We start from the raw sequence: 17,335 nt of genomic DNA, 5'->3' as shown, positions 1-17,335 counted from the left end.
AACGAGGCGAGCATGGGCTATCTAATTTTTGTCACGCTGATCCAGGCGTTTTCCTTCAGCCTGATCGGCGAATACCTGGCCGGGCACGTCGACAGTTACTTCGCGGTGCTGGTGCGAGTGGTGCTGGCGGGGCTGGTGTTTATTCCGCTGACGCGCTGGCGTTCGGTCGAGCCGGCGTTCATGCGCGGCATGTTGCTGATCGGCGCGTTGCAGTTCGGCGTGACCTACGTCTGCCTGTACCTGAGTTTTCGCGTGCTGACGGTGCCGGAAGTCTTGCTGTTCACCATCCTCACCCCGTTGCACGTGACGCTGATCGAAGACGCACTGAACCGCCGCTTCAACCCGTGGGCGCTGGTCGCCGCGCTGGTAGCCGTGGCAGGCGCGGCGGTAATTCGCTACGACCGCATCAACCCGGACTTCTTCATGGGTTTCCTGCTGCTGCAACTGGCCAACTTCACCTACGCCGCCGGGCAAGTGCTCTATAAACACTTGGTCGCGCGGCATCCGAGCGACCTGCCGCATTACCGACGCTTTGGCTATTTCTACCTCGGCGCATTGGCGGTGGCGTTGCCGGCGTTCCTGCTGTTCGGCAAACAGAATTTCTTGCCCGAAGCGCCGCTGCAATGGGGCGTGCTGGTGTTCCTCGGGTTGGTTTCGACGGCGCTGGGTTTGTATTGGTGGAACAAAGGCGCGTGCCTGGTGAACGGCGGGACGCTGGCGGTGATGAACAACCTGCACGTGCCGGTGGGGCTGCTGATCAATCTGCTGATCTGGAATCAGCACGAAGAACTGGGGCGACTGTTTCTCGGAGGCTCGGTGATTCTGATGGCGGTGTGGATCAGTCGGTTGGGTATCCGCAGACCTGCAATCGCACACTGAACCCTGTGGGAGCGAGCTTGCTCGCGATAGCGGTGTGTCAGAAACATCGATGTCGGCTGACACACTGCTATCGCGAGCAAGCTCGCTCCCACAAGGGATTGTGGTGCTACATCAGGTGTTTTTCAGGCTCCGGAATGTGGCTCGCACCCAGCACCGCCGGCAGCAACCCGGCCCTTAAATCACCGCCACTCGGCTGCTGATACAGGTTCAAGCCAAACTCCGGCAGCACCGCCAGCAGATAATCGAAAATATCGCCCTGAATTCGCTCGTAATCCGCCCACACCGTGGTGCGGGTGAAACAGTAGATTTCCAGCGGAATGCCCTGCGCCGTGGTTTGCATCTGGCGGACCATGCAGGTCATGTTCGGCTGGATCTCCGGATGACTCTTCAGATACGCCAAGGCATAAGCGCGAAACGTGCCGATATTGGTCATCCGCCGCCGATTGGCCGACATTGCCGCAACGTTGCCCTGGGCCTCGTTCCAGGCCTTGAGCTCGGCTTGTTTGCGGCCGATGTAGTCGGTCAACAGATGCACCTGCGACAGCTTCAACTCTTCGTCATCGCGGACAAATCGCACGCCGCTGGCGTCGATAAACACGCTGCGCTTGATCCGCCGCCCGCCGGACTGCTGCATCCCGCGCCAGTTTTTGAATGACTCGGACATCAGCCGCCAAGTCGGAATCGAGACAATGGTTTTATCGAAGTTCTGCACTTTGACTGTGTGCAACGTGATGTCCACCACATCACCGTCGGCGCCGACTTGCGGCATCTCGATCCAGTCGCCGACCCGCAGCATGTCATTGCTGGTCAGCTGCACACTGGCGACGAACGACAGCAACGTGTCCTTGTAGACCAACAAAATCACCGCCGACATCGCGCCCAGACCCGAGAGCAACAGCAGCGGCGACCGGTCGATCAGCGTCGCGACAATGATGATTGCGCCGAGCACGTACAAGACCATTTTCGTCAGTTGCACGTAGCCTTTGATCGAGCGGGTGCGCGCGTGTTCGGTGCGCGCGTAGATGTCCAGCAGCGCACTAAGCAGGGCGCTCGCCGCCAGCAGCAGGAAGAGAATAGTGAAGGCCAACGCGACATTGCCGAGGAAAATCAGGCTGGTTTTGCTCAGTTCCGGCACCAGATAGAGGCCGAACTGGATCACCAGCGACGGCGTCATTTGCGCCAGTCGATGAAACACCTTGTTGTGCCGCAGGTCGTTGACCCAGTGCAGCGCCGGTTGGCGGCCGAGCATCTTGGTCGCGTGCAGCATCAGGTAGCGCGCCACTCGTCCGAGGACCAGCGCGACGATCAGCAGCAGCATCAGCGCCAGGCTGGAATGCAGGAGCGGATGCCGGTCGAGGGCGCCCCAAAGGTCTTGGGCATTGAGCCAGAGCTGTTTGATATCCATGGGTGAAAACGGTTCTTCTGTGGGTTGCGTCGGGGCGATTAGAGCATTTAAGACGCTGCGGATGACGTTTGGAGACTCATCGGGCAACAAAATAGCCACTGTTTACTGTCGTTTGCATAAAGAAACTCGGCCTGCGCGCTCGAAACCGGTAACCTATGCAGCTGTTTTTTTGTATTTCTTCGAGGTAGCACCCGTGTTTTCCGATTTCGCCCTGCACGAACGCCTGCTAAAAGCTGTGGCCGAGCTTAAATTTGTCGAGCCAACGCCTGTGCAAGCAGCGGCTATTCCGCTGGCGCTGCAAGGGCGTGACCTGCGGGTGACAGCGCAAACCGGCAGCGGCAAAACCGCTGCGTTCGTTTTGCCGATCCTCAACCGCTTGATCGGCCCGGCCAAAGTCCGCGTCAGCATCAAGACCCTGATCCTGCTGCCGACCCGCGAGCTGGCACAGCAGACCATCAAGGAAGTCGAGCGCTTCGCCCAGTTCACTTTCATCAAGTCCGGCCTGATCACCGGCGGTGAAGACTTCAAGGTCCAGGCCGCCATGCTGCGCAAGGTGCCGGACATCCTCATCGGTACGCCGGGGCGGATGATCGAGCAACTGAACGCTGGCAACCTCGACTTGAAAGAAGTTGAAGTGCTGGTCCTCGACGAAGCCGACCGCATGCTCGACATGGGTTTTGCCGAAGACGTGCAGCGTCTGGTGGCAGAGTGCACCAATCGCCAGCAGACCATGCTGTTCTCCGCCACCACCGGCGGTTCGGGCCTGCGCGAGATGGTCGCCAACGTCCTGAACAACCCTGAGCACTTGCAGCTCAACAACGTCAGCGACCTGAACGCGACCACCCGTCAGCAGATCATTACCGCTGACCACAACCAGCACAAAGAACAGATCGTCAACTGGCTGTTGGCCAACGAGACCTATCAGAAGGCCATCGTATTCACCAACACCCGGGCCATGGCCGACCGCATCTACGGCCGTCTGGTGGCGCAGGAATACAAGGCGTTTGTGCTGCACGGTGACAAGGACCAGAAGGATCGCAAACTGGCGATCGACCGTCTGAAGCAGGGCGGAGTGAAAATCCTCGTCGCCACCGACGTCGCCGCGCGCGGCCTCGACGTGGAAGGCCTGGACTTGGTGATCAACTTCGACATGCCACGCAGCGGCGACGAATACGTACACCGTATCGGTCGTACCGGGCGTGCCGGCAACGACGGCCTGGCGATCTCGCTGATCTGCCACGGCGACTGGAACCTGATGTCGAGCGTCGAGCGCTACCTTAAGCAGAGCTTCGAGCGCCGCACCATCAAGGAAGTCAAAGGCACCTACGGCGGACCGAAAAAGGTCAAGGCCTCGGGCAAAGCCGTTGGCGTGAAGAAGAAAAAGGTCGACGCCAAGGGCGACAAGAAGAAAACCGGCGCCAAGGCCCCGACCAAACGCAAAATCGCCAACCGCCCGAAAACCGACGCACTGTCGCTGGTGAGCAAAGACGGCATGGCCCCGCTCAAACGCCGCAAGCCGGAAGCGCCTGCTGCTGAGTAAACCTGAGGCAAGGACCTGCTGTGGCGAGGGAGCTCGCTGTGGCGAGGGGGCTTGCCCCCGTTGGAGTGCGAAGCGCTCCCGGTTTTTTTTCTGGCTCGCTGCACAACCCAACGGGGGCAAGCCCCCTCACCACAAAAGCTTGCGCACCACAGGTTCAGTGCAACGCCTGCTGACCCAATAAAAAACCCGGACAATGTCCGGGTTTTTTTATGCCCAACGTTTATCAGCTCCCGAGCAAACCACTGCTGTCAGCATCAAAACCCTGCTTCGCCCGATCAGCCGCAGGTTTGAGCAACGCCAGCAGCGCCGCTTCGCTGTACAACTGAGTGACCGCCAATTCCTTCGGCGTCGGCTCAATCGGGATCAGCACGTCTTCACCGTCGGCATGCAGCCAGATCGCCACCAGATGAATCGCCGAGACAAACAGCACACGCAATTCGACGGTTTTACCCTGCAATTGCGCCGACTGTTCCGCCAGTTTCAGCGCGCCAACCGTGGCGGCCGCGATGACCCCGTGGTTCAGCGAGGCGAACTCGACGTGGCCGCGCACGTCCGCCAGTTGCGCATCGGCAATCGTCACGCCGTCAGCGAATACCAGGTAATGCCAGTCGCCGACCTTGGCGTCTTGCAGACCTTTGCCGTGGCTCAAGTCCTCCAGACTCAGCGAGTAACCGCGATAGGCCTCGCTGAGGCTGATCTTGCTCGCGGTCGCATTGGCAAACTGGCGATTAACCCCGAAACCTTTGGTGTGCAGCGCCGCTTGCAGCGCCGGGCGTAATGTTTGCACGCCGTTGGAAGGCGCCTTTGGATAAGTCAGTTGCATGATCTCGCCCTCCTAGTTTTTCGCAGTGAAGTAAGTGTTGGTCCAGTTGCCGCCGCCGTTATACGAACCGGGGAACGAGTTCAGCGCGCGCGTCGAATAGCCGTAGATCGAATCGGCGATCAACAGGTAGTTGCCGTTGGTCCCGTAGATCGTCAGGAAGTGCGCGCCACCGCCGTACCAGGCGCAGCGCAGACCAATCGGTCGGCCCATGTTGATCTGGTTCTGAATCGCCGACATCTGCAGCGAGCCCTGATTCATCCCGTTGAAACTGCGCGTGGTGCGCAGCGCCGAATCGAGATAGCCATAGACGTTGCACGGGCCCGGTTGATTGCAGCAATTGCGATCCAGGTTAGCGCTGGCCACACCGCATTGCGTCCACGACCCGGTGCCGTAATAGTTGCCGACCGACGCCGACACCGCGGCCCAGCACCAGTTGCTTTGCGTCTGTTGCTGCATCGTGAAGTTGAGGCTGGCGGCGGCCTGCGCGTTGAGCGGTGCCGCCGATTTGGCGTCGACCAGTTGCGCGTCGAGCAAGTGATCGAGCAGGCACCTTGGCAGGGTTTCGCCGGTGAATTGCGTTGCTTCAGTGGTTAACATTTTTCAATCCTCCATGAGAGAAAAAACAAGCTCCAGCTTGTGATGGTGTTGCGATTTTGCTGAGCCGCTGATGGCGGGCTCGAAGTAACATTAGGATGTAATATGCGTTAACGCAAACATAAAAATGCATTAATGCAAAATCATGCACAAAAAAATGCAGCCTGAAGCATCTGCCTGAGGCTGCTTTTGTGAACTGGCTGTTAGCTGTCGGCCTTCTTCTCGGCAGTCCCCAACTCTTTCAGGCGCTGATCGATCAACTGGCACTTGTCCGGCAAATCGGCGCTGGCGGTGCCGAGATCCATCTTCTGCAATTCGTCGTTGATCTCTTTGGCTTTCTCAGGGTTCTGCTGAGTGAGCTTGGTCACTTCCTTGGCCAATTGCTCACGTTTGATCGTGGCTTCTTCGGGCGTGCAGGCCCAGGCGGGCAAGGCGCAGGCAAGCGTGGCGGCGAGTGTCAGTTTGAGTAAGGTTTTCATCGGCGAGGCCTCGGGGTTCCGTGTCGGGCGGGTTATTCGGTTGAGGGTGAAATGGCATGAAAAGTTCAGCTTGTCGGCATCGGCACGGCGAGTAGGCTGAATGCTCTCGCACAATCAACCGTCCGCATTCCTTCAATAACACGTTAGTATCGACGCCAATCATTAAGGAGCCCATACATAATGCGCGGCAGTGAATACGCCCAGCTACGGGCTTTCGTAGCGGTGGTCGAGCATGGCAGTTTCGTGCGGGCGGCCGCTCATCTCGGCATGTCGGCGTCGGCCCTGAGCCAGACTATCCGCCAACTCGAAGAGCGCCTCGAGGTGCGTTTGCTCAATCGCACCACGCGCAGCGTCTCGCCCAGCGATGCCGGCGCGCGGCTGTTGTTGCGTTTGCAACCGGCGCTCAACGAAGTGGACGCGGCGCTGGCCGGCATTGCGCAGACGCCCGGTGCGCCGCCCAGTGGACGTTTGCGCATCAACGCGCCGAGGGTGGCGGCGGTGCACTATCTGGCGCCGTTGCTGGGGCCGTTCCTCAATACGTATCCGGGTGTGAGCCTCGACATCGTCACCGACGAACGCCCGGTGGACGTGGCGAGCGGTGGTTTTGATCTCGGCATTCGGCTCGGGGAAAGTCCCGAGGACGACCTGATCGCTGTGGAGCTCAGTGGCCACTTGGAAATGATGGTGGTCGCCTCACCGGCCTATCTCGAGCAGTTCGGCACGCCGCACACGCCTCACGATCTGAGCGAGCATCAGTGCCTGTCTTTCCGCGAAGCCAGCGGCGGCAGTCTTTATCCCTGGGATTTCGAGCGTGGCGGCGAACGGCTGGCGATTTCGGTCAATGGTCCGTTGGAGGTCACTGAGCCGGAAATGCTCACCCGCGTGGTGCTGGCAGGGGCGGGCATTGCCTACCTGTTCGAGCATCAGGTGCGCGAGCACATCACTTCCGGGCGGCTGGTGCATTTGCTGGCGGAATGGACGCCGGCCTTTCCCGGGTTTTACTTGTATTACCCCAAGCAACGGCAGACGGAACCGGCGTTGCAGGCGTTTGTGGATTTTGTGAAGAAGCCGCTGCGGCCGGATTCTTGATCCGCGTGTGGGAGAGAGCTTGCGCGGCCTACCAGCGCTGCGATGTCGGATGTCCGTGAGCAGGCTCGTTCCCACATTGGAGCGGATGGGTGATCACTTTTTATGGCAGCAACTGGACGAACCCTCGTCGTCATATTTGTCATGGTGTTTCACCCACTCCATGATTTCCTCTTCGTTACGGCCCTTCGGCGTCAGGTCGAGGTAATTGTAGGCGCCGACCAGCAGGTCCAGACCGCGTGCATAGGTTGAGTAGGTGTGAAAAATGTCACCACTTTCGTTGCGATAAAACACGCTCAGCCCGGGGAGTTCTTCCTCGGTCCAGTCGGATTTTTCGTAGTTGTACGTAGCCTTTCCAGCCGCGACATCCTCGGCCCGGGCGGAGACGCCAAAGTCGTAGTTGAAGTCGCAACCTTCTGACGACAGCCAGTCGAACTTCCAGCCCATACGACGCTTGAAAGCCTGGAATTCGGCGAACGGTGCGTGGGAAACCACCACCACTGCGACGTCATGATGGGCCAGATGCAAATTGGCGCCGTCGATGTGGTCGGAGAGGAACGAGCAGCCGTCACAGCCTTCGCCCCAGCCCTTGGCGAACATGAAGTGATAGATCACCAGTTGGCTGTGGTCGCCGAACAGGTCAGTGAGTTTCAGTTCGCCGTTGGGGCCCTGGAAGCGGTAATCCTTGTCGATCTTTACCCAGGGCAGGGCGCGGCGTTCGGCGCTGAGCCGGTCGCGTTCTTTGGTGAAGGCTTTTTCGTCGGCCAGGTGTTGCTTACGGGCGGCGATCCATTCTTCCCGCGATACCACGGGATGATTCTGCAGGTTCATCGGATTTCTCCTGCGCAGTGTGGGGCGTTCACTTACACAGCCTAGTCGTCTGAGGTGCGCGGATTTCGACATACCGCCGGTCGGTACTGCTCGAAAACCCGGCTGAACGGCTGCCGGCCGCGCGGGTCACAACCAATGAAGGCCATCACACACTCTGGCTTGGAGGTTGAAAGGATGACGACTTATAACTGGGATTTGATCGAGCGCTTGTTGCACGAAGTGCAGCACGCTGACAGCAGCTTCGCCCCACGGGCTTATGCCGAGGATCACGCCGCTGCCAAGGCAAATGAAGAGGACGGTGCGCCAGCCGAGAACCTTGATCACCTTAAAGCGGTGGCCGGCGAGTACGAAAAGTTATTGCTGGAGCGGGGTTTTATCGAGCCTCTGCCGGAAGAAGAGGGTGGCACTGGTTCTAACTACAAATTGACGCCGCGTGGCTCGAGTCTGCTCAGCCTGATCGACAGCAGCATTCCGGGTAACGACCATCCACGCCAAGTGCTGGATGAACAGGAAGATGCGCTGGATGAGCTGACGTTTGACGAAGTCGCATCGAAAGCGCAAATCGCCTGATCAACACGAAACCCATGCAGGAGTGAGCCTGCTCGCGATACCGAAGTGACATTCGACAGCAATTTCGAATGTTATCCCGCTAGCGCGAGCAGGCTCACTCCTGCATTTGATCTGCGTTCGGCTTAGCTTTGCTTAGCAGCTTTCAGGCATTTCAGATCGTTGAAGTCTTTTCTCACACCTTCGATCTTCTTCAACAGGCGCTGGCGCTGTTCCGGCGTGCTCTCGGCCATCAAATCCACCAGCAAGCTGCGCGCTTGTGCTTCGGTGTTGTCGTAGGCCTGCCGGTAAGCCGGTGTCCATAAACTCTCGCGATTGACCAGAAGCGTCTCGATTCGTTGTGGGAATTCTGCACTTTGGCGCTGCGCCACGGCCGCGCTGAACTGGTTCTGCCAATGTGCGCGGTTGGCGATCCATTGCTGATTCTGATCTCCCAAGGCGTTCGACCACGCGCTTACACGCTGCTGCTGAGTCGGGCTGAGCGGTCCAAGCCAGTCGTTCAGGCGCTTGTTCATGCGTTCGCTGCGTTCCTTGATCTGCTGCGCGAGCGACGGCTTGAGGTATTCCTCCTGACGCTTGCGCTGGTCCTTGGCAAACGCCTCGTTCATTTCCGCGACTTGCTGATCATCCAGGCCCTTCAGCAATTGAATGGCCGACGGGGTAATTTCCTTGGCCGTTTGCGCAATCGCCTGTTTGGCTTCCTGAGTGCGCGTCTTGAGCGCCTCGTCGGTGACCTGGTTGGCCTCGACCATTGCCTGCAACCGGTCGAGCCAATCCAGATAACCGGGCAGTTGCGTGGTGCAGTGCCAACTCAGGTGTTCCTTGAGGCGCTCGTTGAACCAGCCTTTCTGCTCGCCGCTCATGTCCAGGTAGTCGCCGAGCGTCCACGGAATGATCACGTCAAGGTTGCGGTAAGCCAGGCCAACGCGGCTGCATGCGCCGAGGGCGAGGCTGATGATGAGGAGGAGGGCGACGCGTTTGAACCAGCACGACATGGTCGAGTCCTTGCGAAAGCCTGGCTTCTGAGGGGTTGTCTATCAGAACGCAAGATAAGCCCGGCAGTTCAAGCCGATCAATAAAAGGCGCGTTCGGCCTTCAACGTGACCAGCCCGTCGCACTGACTGTTGTGCCCGGAATAGGCCGAACAATCGCTGCCGCTGAGGTTGGAGTCGCTGTAGATCAAGTCGAGGTCGACGCCCATGAAGGCGCGGGACAATTGCAGCGACCAGTCGGTAAAACTGCTGATCGAACCACTGTCGACCGAGACCGGCGTGTTCAGTTGGTGGGTGGTGTATTTCATGCTGATGCCGATGCCGAACGGCTGGTTGCCACCGAGGTCGGCGAAGACCGTGCTGTTCTGTTTGTCGGGATCGTTGCTGAACGCCGCGCCGAAGCGGCTGCCGAGAAAAGTCAGGCCGCCGAACAGCTCCTGGCTGTCGAGCGTGTCCACTTTCGGGTAGCTGTATTGGATCATGCCGACTTCGTAGCCGAGGGTGCGGTCGAAAGGCTGCTTGAAACCCATGTAGGAATCGATTTCAAGGTTGCTGCCCGGATTCAGACCGGCGCTCGGTGACCACTGGCCGACGTAGAAACCGCTGTCGTGGCTGAGGTCGAGGCCGCCGTGGAATGAACCGGTGGCGGCGGGCTTCACCAGGCCTTGGGCCATGCTGCGGCTGGGGGTGGTGCCCAATTTCAGATCGAAGTCACCCAATTCGCGCTGGAAGATTTGCGCGTTGGCTGACGAACACGACAAGAGGAGGCTGCCGAGCAATAGATAAGAGGGTTTGAGCATGCATCACTCCATGAACAGCGAGGAGCAGGAACCAAAAACCTACTGAAACGCTTGATCTAGACGTGTGCAAGCATACCGGCGAATGCTCGGCATCGAAGGCCGTTCGTCGATTTTTGCAATATTGAGGTTTTTTGCGCGGGCTGCGGAGGGCGTTTCGGGAGTGGTTCAGAAGTGTTGCGGGGAGGTTCCAGTCGAAGCGCTTCGAAGCTCAAAGCGCTTATGGACCAGTTGAAGCAGGCCTTACTTTTTGCCGAGCGTGATTTGCTTGGACGGGCCGAATGTCTGGCCGCTGACGCCTTTGGCAATTTGCTGGATCTCGCCACCAGACTTGAGGAAAGCAGCGATCTGATTGTTGATCGATTCGCTGGTTTCAACGGCTGGAGCTGGCTTTGCTTTGCTGTTGGATGCTTTTACACGCATGGCGGCCATTAACCTGTAGAAAATTAACTTGGCCAGGCATAGTACAGGAAATACTTGACAATTGCTTGGCAAATATCCCCCTGAAATAACCGAGGCTATTGCTCGATTATTCGCAAATTATTGTTCGAAATATCCGCCTAAGCTGCTGTTTTAAATAACAACAAGGCGATTCGCGTGGCGCCTGCGCAGCAGCAAATATTGATGAAGACCGAGCAATCCGTCGGACGAGCGGCCGTATCACCTTCGAGCAGCCCAGCAAAATAAAGGCTTGCAGAGGATTTTCTCGCGCCACCGGGCCGGGTGGCGAACGCAGCTCGCAAAACCGGGTAGAATGCCGCCCACGCAATGAGGGTATTGGAAATGGCTTTAGTCGGGCGCTACAACAGTTTGCAAGTGGTTAAACACACTAACTTCGGTTTATATCTGGACGGCGGCGCGGATGGCGAAATCCTGCTGCCGAATCGTTATATCCCCAAAGATATTCCCAGCGAAGATGAAGATTGGCTCAACGTTTTTGTTTATCTGGACAGCGATGACAAACTTATCGCAACTACCGAAACACCGAAAGTTCAAGTCGGTGAATTCGCCAGTTTGAAAGTCGTTGAAGTCAACAGCATCGGCGTGTTCCTCGATTGGGGTTTGCCGAAGGACCTGTTGCTGCCGTACTCCGAAGAAAAACGCCAGATGACGGCGGGCGAGTACGTGGTCGTACACGTATACCTCGACAAGCACACCCGCCGCATCACCGCGACTGCGCGCCTCGATCGTTACCTGGACAAGATGCCGGCCAACTACACGCCGGGTCAGGAAGTTGATTTGCTGGTGGCCGAAGCGACCGACATGGGCTTCAAGGCCATCATCAACAACAAGCACTGGGGCTTGATTCACAAGAACGAAATCTTCAAGTTCATGCGCGCCGGTAAAGAAGAAAAGGGCTTTATCAAGGAAGTGCGCAGCGACGGCAAGATCAGCCTGAGCCTGCAACCGGTCGGCGAAGAAGCCGCCACCAGCCTGAACTCGAAGATCCTCGCCAAGTTGCGCGACAACAACGGCACGCTGCCGATCAGCGACAAGAGCGATCCGACCTTGATCAGCAGCATGTTCGGGGTCAGCAAAGGCAACTTCAAGAAGGCCATCGGCGCGTTGTACAAGAACGGCCAGATCGTCATTCACGCGGATCGCATTGAACTAAGCTGACCTCGCACCGGCCCATGTAGAACATGCAGGACCAGTAAAACGCTGCTCCCGCGCCGGTGTTCACTTGAGGTCGGTCTGATGAAAAAAATCCTGTTCGCTTACGTCGGCACCCTGCTGGCGTTTCTGCTGCTCGACGGCCTCTGGCTTGGCGTATTGATGGCGCCGACCTATCACGCGCTGCTCGGTTCGCTGATGCTCGAACAACCGCTGCTGGTCCCGGCAGCGGCGTTCTATCTGTTGTATATCGTTGGATGCGTGGTGTTTGTCGTGTTGCCGGCGCAGAGCTGGCAACGCGCGGCGCGGCTCGGCGCATTGTTGGGGCTGGTGGCGTACGGCACGTATGACTTGACCAACTGGGCGACATTGAATGGCTGGCCCGCGCAACTGGCGTTGATGGACATGGCGTGGGGCACGTTGGCAACTTGCCTTGCTTGCGTTGCCGGATATTGGCTTGCGCGCAAAGCGCTGTAAGCCATCTTGCGCGCGACAACAGCAGTGCTTGCAGGCGGCTTTTTCCGGCCAACTGGTTAATAATCGACAGCACACATTTTTCGCCCCGGCGATGCCTGGTCAACAGGCACGCCGGGGCTTTGTTTTGACTGTCGAGTGACTGCCATGGATTGTGTTGTCGAGGTGTTCCGGTGAGCGTTACAAGGCGTAGCGCCGATGGCTTTGCCCTGCAAGTGATGCTCGGGCTGTGCCTGATCTGGGGCGTGCAGCAAGTGATGATCAAATGGGCGGCGCCGGACATCGCGCCGGTCATGCAAGCCGCCGGGCGCTCGGGAATTTCCGCGTTGCTTGTAGGAATTCTCATCTGCTGGAAGGGTGGTTGGGATCAAGTCAGCCATACCTGGCGCGGTGGACTACTCGCCGGCGGGCTGTTCGGCCTGGAGTTCCTGTTTATTTCCGAAGGCCTGCAACTGACGACGGCCGCGCACATGTCGGTGTTCCTCTATACCGCGCCGATTTTCACCGCGCTGGGCGTGCATTGGTTGCTGCCGAGTGAGCGTTTGCGCCCGGTGCAATGGCTGGGGATTGTGCTCGCGTTTATCGGGATCGCTATCGCGTTCGCTGGCGGCGTGTCGTGGGACAACCTCGACCGGCGCATGTTGCTCGGCGATGCGTTGGGCGTACTGGCCGGCGCGGCGTGGGGCGCGACCACCGTGGTGGTGCGGGCCTCACGCCTGTCGGAAGCGCCGGTAACGCTGACCTTGTTCTATCAATTGATCGTCGGTTTTGTCGGCTTGTTGCTGATCGCGGTGCTCAGCGGCCAAGTCACCCACGTCAGCCTGACCACCGTGGCGGTGGCCAGCGTGCTGTTCCAGGGGCTGGTGGTGTCGTTCTTCAGTTACCTGACCTGGTTCTGGTTGCTGCGCCGTTATCTGGCGGCCAACCTGGCGGTGTTTTCGTTCATGACGCCGTTGTTCGGCGTCACGTTTGGCGTGGTGCTGCTGGGCGAAGAGTTAAGCCTGAACTTTGTGATCGGCGCGGTGCTGGTGCTGCTCGGCATCACATTTGTCAGCGCTGAGCAGTGGGTTCGCCGTCGTTTGCGCAAAGCCCTCGGCCAGAACTGAGCGGGCTCAGCGACAAGCCGCCGGCAATCAACAAGCCGCTGCCGGCGACCACCAGCGCTGGTTGCAAACCACCGCTGAAATGGCTGCTGATGGCGGCGAGCAGCGGCCCGGCGAGCTGACCCAGGGCAAAGCATGCGGTGAGCAATCCGGCGTTGCGTTGGGTGGCGTGCGGCGCCAATTCCCGCGAGCGTTGCATCACCAGTTGCATGCACGCCAGGAACGGCCCGCCGCAAAGGATCACGCCCAGCGCGAGGCCCAGGCCGCTGCCCAATAAGCAGGCAAATACCCCGAATCCTTGCAGCCACAAAGTCGCCATCAGCCAGTGCCGCGTGGCATTCGGGTTGTGCCGACGAAGACTGACGAGTACAACGCCAATCGCCGCGGCGAGGCCGAAGCACGGCCAGAACAAGTCCGCCATCCACTGCCCATGGGGCTGGCCACTGAACTGCGCGTTGGCCATCTGCGAGAGAAAGGTCGCCGGGATGATGTAGCCCAAACCGTACAGCGCGTAGATCACGCCGAGGCGAGCAATGCCTTGATTGCCCGCAGTGCTGACGGTCGGTGCCGAGCTGACCGTGGCTGCCGGTTGCGGCAGGAACGGCAAAATGCCCAACAGCATGACCAGCGCGACGGCGGCATACACCAACCACAAAGTGGCGGAGGTTTGCCCCAGCAGGTGTGAGCCCAATGCCAACAAACCTGTGAGAAAAATCCCCAGACCTGGTCCGGCGAATACCAGCGCGCCCAACCGAGGACGGCCAGCCGCAGCGGCTAACGGCTGGCTTAACGCCGAGATCATCACCAGCACCCAGGCGCTGGCCACGCCGGTGCCGAAACGCAAAACAAGGTGCGACCAAAAGCCGTCGGCCCAGAACGATGCCAGCGTCAGCAGCACGCACAACCACAAACCGCCGAGCAGTCGCAGCCTCACGTGGTGGTGACGCCGCGCAAACATCGCGTCCACCGCACCTACGAAGTAGCCGAGGTAGTTGGCCGCAGCAATCAGACCAGCGGCGGTCAGGTCGATCTGACCTTCGCTGAGCAAGTGCGGCAGTTGCGGCGTAAGGGCGAAACGCCCGATGCCCATGGCCATCATCAGTGCTATGAAGCTGGCGGATAAGCGAATCAGCGGACTCATGGTCGGCACTCCTGCAATTGGATCGATGACCGTCAGGCTAGGACTGATTGACTTTCTTTAAAAATGAATAATAGTGAGCAACTTGTTCTGATTTGGAGAGGGTCGTGGAATTCAGCCAATTGCGGATCTTTCAGGCAGTGGCTCAGGAAGGCTCGATCACCCGCGCCGCCGAACGCCTGCACCGAGTGCCGTCGAATCTGTCGACGCGCCTTAAACAACTGGAAGAGCAACTCGGCGTAGAGCTTTTCCTCCGTGAGCGTCAGCGTTTGCAGCTGTCACCTGCAGGAAAAGTCTTGCTGGACTACACCGCCAAGCTGTTTGCCTTGCATGACGAAGCCAGCGCGGCAGTGCAGGGCGGGCAACCGGCCGGCGACTTTGTGCTCGGCACCATGTACAGCACGGCGGCGATTCACCTGCCGGGATTGCTCGCGCGTTATCACCGCACTTATCCGGCGGTGAACCTGCAAGTGCAGTCCGGCCCCAGCGGCGAATTGCTTGAAGGTCTGCTCACCGGGCGCCTCGATGCGGCGCTGGTGGACGGTCCGCTGGAACTCGCCGGGCTCGACGGTGTGCCGCTGTGCGACGAACGGCTGGTGCTGATCAGCGAGGCCGATCATCCGCCGATCCGCAGTGCGCTGGATGTGGAAGGGCGCTCGGTGTTTACTTTTCGCCAGGGTTGTTCGTACCGGATGCGCCTCGAAGCGTGGTTCGCCCATGACCGCGCGGCGATGGGGCGAGCAATCGAGATTGAATCGTACCCAGGCATGCTCGCGTGCGTGATTGCCGGTTCTGGTGTGGCGCTGATGTCGGAGTCGATGCTCGCCAGCCTGCCGGGCCGTGAGAGCGTCGCGGTGCACCCGCTGGCCGAGCCGTTCGCCAGCGCCACGACGTGGCTGATGTGGCGCAAAGGCATGCTCGGCGCGAATTTGAACGCGTGGCTGGAGCAGCAGCAGTTGGTTTATCCAACAGCGCTACCACAGGCTTTGGCGACGGCTTGAACTATCGGTCAATAATTTTGATCAATTCAGTAACAGATCATTGCGATCTTCGGCGAGCATTGCGTAGGACTTCGGACTATTATCAGTGCGAAGTGGCTACAGAATTTTCGCCACTCGGCACTACCCTGAAGGGGGCACCATGAAAGAGAAAATCGAAAACTGGCTGCACGATCTGGGTGTTGCACTCGGTCTGATTGAACCGCCTATGCAACCTGTGCCAATCCGCACGGACGACGAACAGCGCCGACGCCAACCGCGCCGCCGCTAAGGGCCCCATCTCCCGCAGCTGCCAGCACCGTTTTGTAGCAGCTGCCGAGCACCGCGAGGCTGCGTTCGACTGCGCAGCAGTCGCCGAACCTGGCGCACTTGAATTCCATTTTCACGACGACGTTGTTGCCGAACGCAGCCTCGCGGTGCTCGGCAGCTGCTACAGGTGCGCGTTGTGTCTAGCGCTGGCTGATATTCAACAGACATCTGCTCCCATTCCCTCAGTTTTCTTCAGACGAAAAAAAACGGGTGTGGCAACCGACGCCACACCCGTCGAAGAAAACATCAAGTCGTTACAAGCCTTACGCAGCGCTCGCCACTACTGCCGGGCGACGCGACAGCAGACTCACCACCACGAAACTCACCAGACTCACGCCGAGGCTGTAGTAGATCGGCGTGTTGGCGTCGAAACCGTCCTTGACCATGAAGATCAGCGCCGTTGCGAAACCCAGGCCCATGCTGGCGATGGCGCCGGAGGTGGTCGCGCGTTTCCAGAAGATCGCGCCCATTAACGGAATCAGCATGCCGCCGACCAACAGGTTGTAAGCCAGCGTCAGCGCGCTGATCACGTCGTTGACCACCAGCGCAATCCCGAGGACAGCGATACCGGTCAGCAGGGTGAACAGGCGGTTGATGCCCAGGCTCGACTGCTTGCCGCCCCGCAGTTTTGGCAGCAGGTCTTCGGTCAACGTGGTGGAGGCGGCGAGCAGACCGGCGCTGGCGGTGGACATCATCGCGGCCAGTGCGGCGGCGATCACCAAGCCACGGATGCCGTCCGGCAAGGACAGTTTGACGATGGCGGCGAAGGCGTTGTTGACGTTGTCCAGGTCCGGAATCAGCACGTGAGCGGCCATGCCGATCAATGCGCAGGCGAGGCCGTAGAGAATGCAGTAGAAGCCTGCGAAGGTGCCGGCGTACTGGGCGATTTTTGCGGTTTTGACCGTGAACACGCGCTGCCAGATGTCCTGGCCGATCAGGATCCCGAAGAAGTAGATCATGAAGTACGTGATGATCGTGTCCCAACCGATCGTGGTGAAATTGAACGCGGTCGATGGCAGTTTCAGCACCAATTCATCCCAGCCGCCGACGCGGTACAGGCAGATCGGCAACAGGATAAACATCAGGCCGACGGTCTTGATCACGAACTGGACGATGTCGGTCAGGGTCAGCGACCACATGCCGCCGATCGCGGAGTAAACCACCACTACACCACCACCGAGCAGCACCGACATCCAGAACGGCAAGTTGAACAGAACTTGCAGCACGGTGCCGATTGCGAGGATCGAGGTCACGCCGATCATCAGCGCGTAGGCCAGCATGATCGCCGCGCTCGCCGAGCGGGCCATCGGGTTATAGCGTTTTTCCAGGACTTGGGTAACGGTGTAAATCTTCAGTTTGAGCAGCGGTTTGGCGAGGAACAGGTTCAGCGCAACAATCCCGCAACCCAGCGCGGCGCACAGCCAGAAACCGGAAATGCCATGCACGTAGCCCAGGCGCACGGTGCCGACGGTCGACGCACCGCCCAGCACGGTGGCGGCCATGGTGCCCATATACAGCGTGGGGCCGAGGTTGCGACCGGCGACGAGGTAATCTTCGTTGGTCTTGGCTTTGCGCATGCCGAAGTAACCGAGCACAAGCATCGCGGCGGCGTAGATGAGGACGACGAATAAATCCAGGGCCATGGTGGCGTGTCTCCGATTGTCTTTTTTATGGTGAGGCTGAAATTCAGTTCCCGTAGGAGCGAG

19 protein-coding genes are annotated in these 17,335 nt (G+C 59.2%); 9 read left to right on the top strand and 10 right to left on the bottom strand.

The window, feature by feature from the left end; translation table 11 throughout:
- The first annotated feature begins 12 nt into the window (after positions 1-12).
- Positions 13-879, top strand: a complete 867-nt coding sequence (locus BLU01_RS05225; protein WP_092271628.1) for a carboxylate/amino acid/amine transporter — start codon at positions 13-15, stop codon at positions 877-879.
- Between the two features lie 106 nt (positions 880-985).
- Here the strand turns inward: BLU01_RS05225 and BLU01_RS05220 are convergent, their stop codons facing one another.
- Positions 986-2,284: a mechanosensitive ion channel family protein gene (locus BLU01_RS05220; RefSeq protein ID WP_092271627.1), complete on the bottom strand. Its 1,299-nt coding sequence runs from the start codon at positions 2,282-2,284 to the stop codon at positions 986-988.
- Between the two features lie 193 nt (positions 2,285-2,477).
- Here BLU01_RS05220 and BLU01_RS05215 point away from each other — a divergent pair, with 193 nt between their 5' ends.
- Positions 2,478-3,824 (top strand): DEAD/DEAH box helicase, encoded by a 1,347-nt coding sequence (locus BLU01_RS05215; RefSeq protein WP_092271626.1) that lies wholly within the window; start codon positions 2,478-2,480, stop codon positions 3,822-3,824.
- 223 nt (positions 3,825-4,047) lie between these two features.
- Here the strand turns inward: BLU01_RS05215 and BLU01_RS05210 are convergent, their stop codons facing one another.
- The 3 genes from BLU01_RS05210 to BLU01_RS05200 form a co-directional block, all read right to left on the bottom strand.
- Entirely contained in the window at positions 4,048-4,647 is a 600-nt protein-coding gene (locus tag BLU01_RS05210; RefSeq protein WP_092271625.1) for a hypothetical protein, read from the bottom strand.
- Positions 4,648-4,659: 12 nt separating this feature from the next.
- Positions 4,660-5,244, bottom strand: a complete 585-nt coding sequence (locus tag BLU01_RS05205; RefSeq protein WP_092271624.1) for a papain-like cysteine protease family protein — start codon at positions 5,242-5,244, stop codon at positions 4,660-4,662.
- Between the two features lie 200 nt (positions 5,245-5,444).
- Complete coding sequence (locus BLU01_RS05200; RefSeq protein ID WP_092271623.1) at positions 5,445-5,720, bottom strand: hypothetical protein; 276 nt, start codon at positions 5,718-5,720, stop codon at positions 5,445-5,447.
- A 180-nt stretch (positions 5,721-5,900) separates the two neighbouring features.
- Here BLU01_RS05200 and BLU01_RS05195 point away from each other — a divergent pair, with 180 nt between their 5' ends.
- Positions 5,901-6,809, top strand: a complete 909-nt coding sequence (locus BLU01_RS05195) for a LysR family transcriptional regulator (protein WP_092271622.1) — start codon at positions 5,901-5,903, stop codon at positions 6,807-6,809.
- 93 nt (positions 6,810-6,902) lie between these two features.
- Here the strand turns inward: BLU01_RS05195 and BLU01_RS05190 are convergent, their stop codons facing one another.
- On the bottom strand, positions 6,903-7,637 hold the full coding sequence (locus tag BLU01_RS05190; RefSeq protein ID WP_092271621.1) for a DUF899 domain-containing protein: 735 nt from the start codon (positions 7,635-7,637) through the stop codon (positions 6,903-6,905).
- 174 nt (positions 7,638-7,811) lie between these two features.
- Between BLU01_RS05190 and BLU01_RS05185 the strand changes: the two genes are divergently transcribed.
- Positions 7,812-8,207: a transcriptional regulator gene (locus tag BLU01_RS05185; RefSeq protein ID WP_092271619.1), complete on the top strand. Its 396-nt coding sequence runs from the start codon at positions 7,812-7,814 to the stop codon at positions 8,205-8,207.
- A 122-nt stretch (positions 8,208-8,329) separates the two neighbouring features.
- Here the strand turns inward: BLU01_RS05185 and BLU01_RS05180 are convergent, their stop codons facing one another.
- The 3 genes from BLU01_RS05180 to BLU01_RS05170 form a co-directional block, all read right to left on the bottom strand.
- Positions 8,330-9,199, bottom strand: coding sequence for a DUF6279 family lipoprotein (locus BLU01_RS05180; RefSeq protein WP_092271617.1), 870 nt, complete (start codon positions 9,197-9,199; stop codon positions 8,330-8,332).
- Between the two features lie 77 nt (positions 9,200-9,276).
- Positions 9,277-9,996: a TorF family putative porin gene (locus tag BLU01_RS05175; protein WP_092271615.1), complete on the bottom strand. Its 720-nt coding sequence runs from the start codon at positions 9,994-9,996 to the stop codon at positions 9,277-9,279.
- A gap of 240 nt (positions 9,997-10,236) precedes the next feature.
- Positions 10,237-10,425 carry a hypothetical protein gene (locus tag BLU01_RS05170; RefSeq protein WP_017337097.1) on the bottom strand — a complete coding sequence of 63 codons (189 nt, stop codon included), beginning with the start codon at positions 10,423-10,425 and terminating at the stop codon, positions 10,237-10,239.
- A gap of 351 nt (positions 10,426-10,776) precedes the next feature.
- On the opposite strand from BLU01_RS05170, the gene BLU01_RS05165 reads away from it, so the two are divergent.
- From BLU01_RS05165 to BLU01_RS05155, 3 genes are all read left to right on the top strand, one after another.
- Entirely contained in the window at positions 10,777-11,613 is an 837-nt protein-coding gene (locus tag BLU01_RS05165; protein ID WP_092271612.1) for a CvfB family protein, read from the top strand.
- A 78-nt stretch (positions 11,614-11,691) separates the two neighbouring features.
- Positions 11,692-12,084 carry a DUF2177 family protein gene (locus tag BLU01_RS05160; RefSeq protein ID WP_092271610.1) on the top strand — a complete coding sequence of 131 codons (393 nt, stop codon included), beginning with the start codon at positions 11,692-11,694 and terminating at the stop codon, positions 12,082-12,084.
- A gap of 170 nt (positions 12,085-12,254) precedes the next feature.
- Positions 12,255-13,187, top strand: a complete 933-nt coding sequence (locus BLU01_RS05155) for a DMT family transporter (protein ID WP_092271608.1) — start codon at positions 12,255-12,257, stop codon at positions 13,185-13,187.
- Here the strand turns inward: BLU01_RS05155 and BLU01_RS05150 are convergent.
- A complete protein-coding gene (locus BLU01_RS05150; protein ID WP_092271606.1) occupies positions 13,132-14,325 on the bottom strand; it encodes an MFS transporter in 1,194 nt (397 codons plus the stop codon). The two genes, BLU01_RS05155 and BLU01_RS05150, sit on opposite strands and share 56 nt — an antisense overlap.
- 104 nt (positions 14,326-14,429) lie before the next feature.
- On the opposite strand from BLU01_RS05150, the gene ptrR reads away from it, so the two are divergent.
- Both ptrR and BLU01_RS28180 read left to right on the top strand, forming a co-directional pair.
- On the top strand, positions 14,430-15,323 hold the full coding sequence (ptrR, locus tag BLU01_RS05145) for a putrescine utilization regulator PtrR (protein WP_092271604.1): 894 nt from the start codon (positions 14,430-14,432) through the stop codon (positions 15,321-15,323).
- Positions 15,324-15,462: 139 nt separating this feature from the next.
- Positions 15,463-15,591, top strand: a complete 129-nt coding sequence (locus BLU01_RS28180) for a PA1414 family protein (protein ID WP_256592735.1) — start codon at positions 15,463-15,465, stop codon at positions 15,589-15,591.
- Positions 15,592-15,892: 301 nt separating this feature from the next.
- Here the strand turns inward: BLU01_RS28180 and BLU01_RS05140 are convergent, their stop codons facing one another.
- Positions 15,893-17,272: a sodium:solute symporter gene (locus BLU01_RS05140; protein WP_092271601.1), complete on the bottom strand. Its 1,380-nt coding sequence runs from the start codon at positions 17,270-17,272 to the stop codon at positions 15,893-15,895.
- Between the last annotated feature and the right edge of the window lie 63 nt (positions 17,273-17,335).

The organism is Pseudomonas prosekii, assembly GCF_900105155.1.
In the GTDB taxonomy this organism is placed as follows: Bacteria; Pseudomonadota; Gammaproteobacteria; order Pseudomonadales; family Pseudomonadaceae; genus Aquipseudomonas; species Aquipseudomonas prosekii.
The sequence above is the reverse complement of the archived record's forward strand: the minus strand, read 5'-3'. Positions and strand labels throughout refer to the sequence as shown.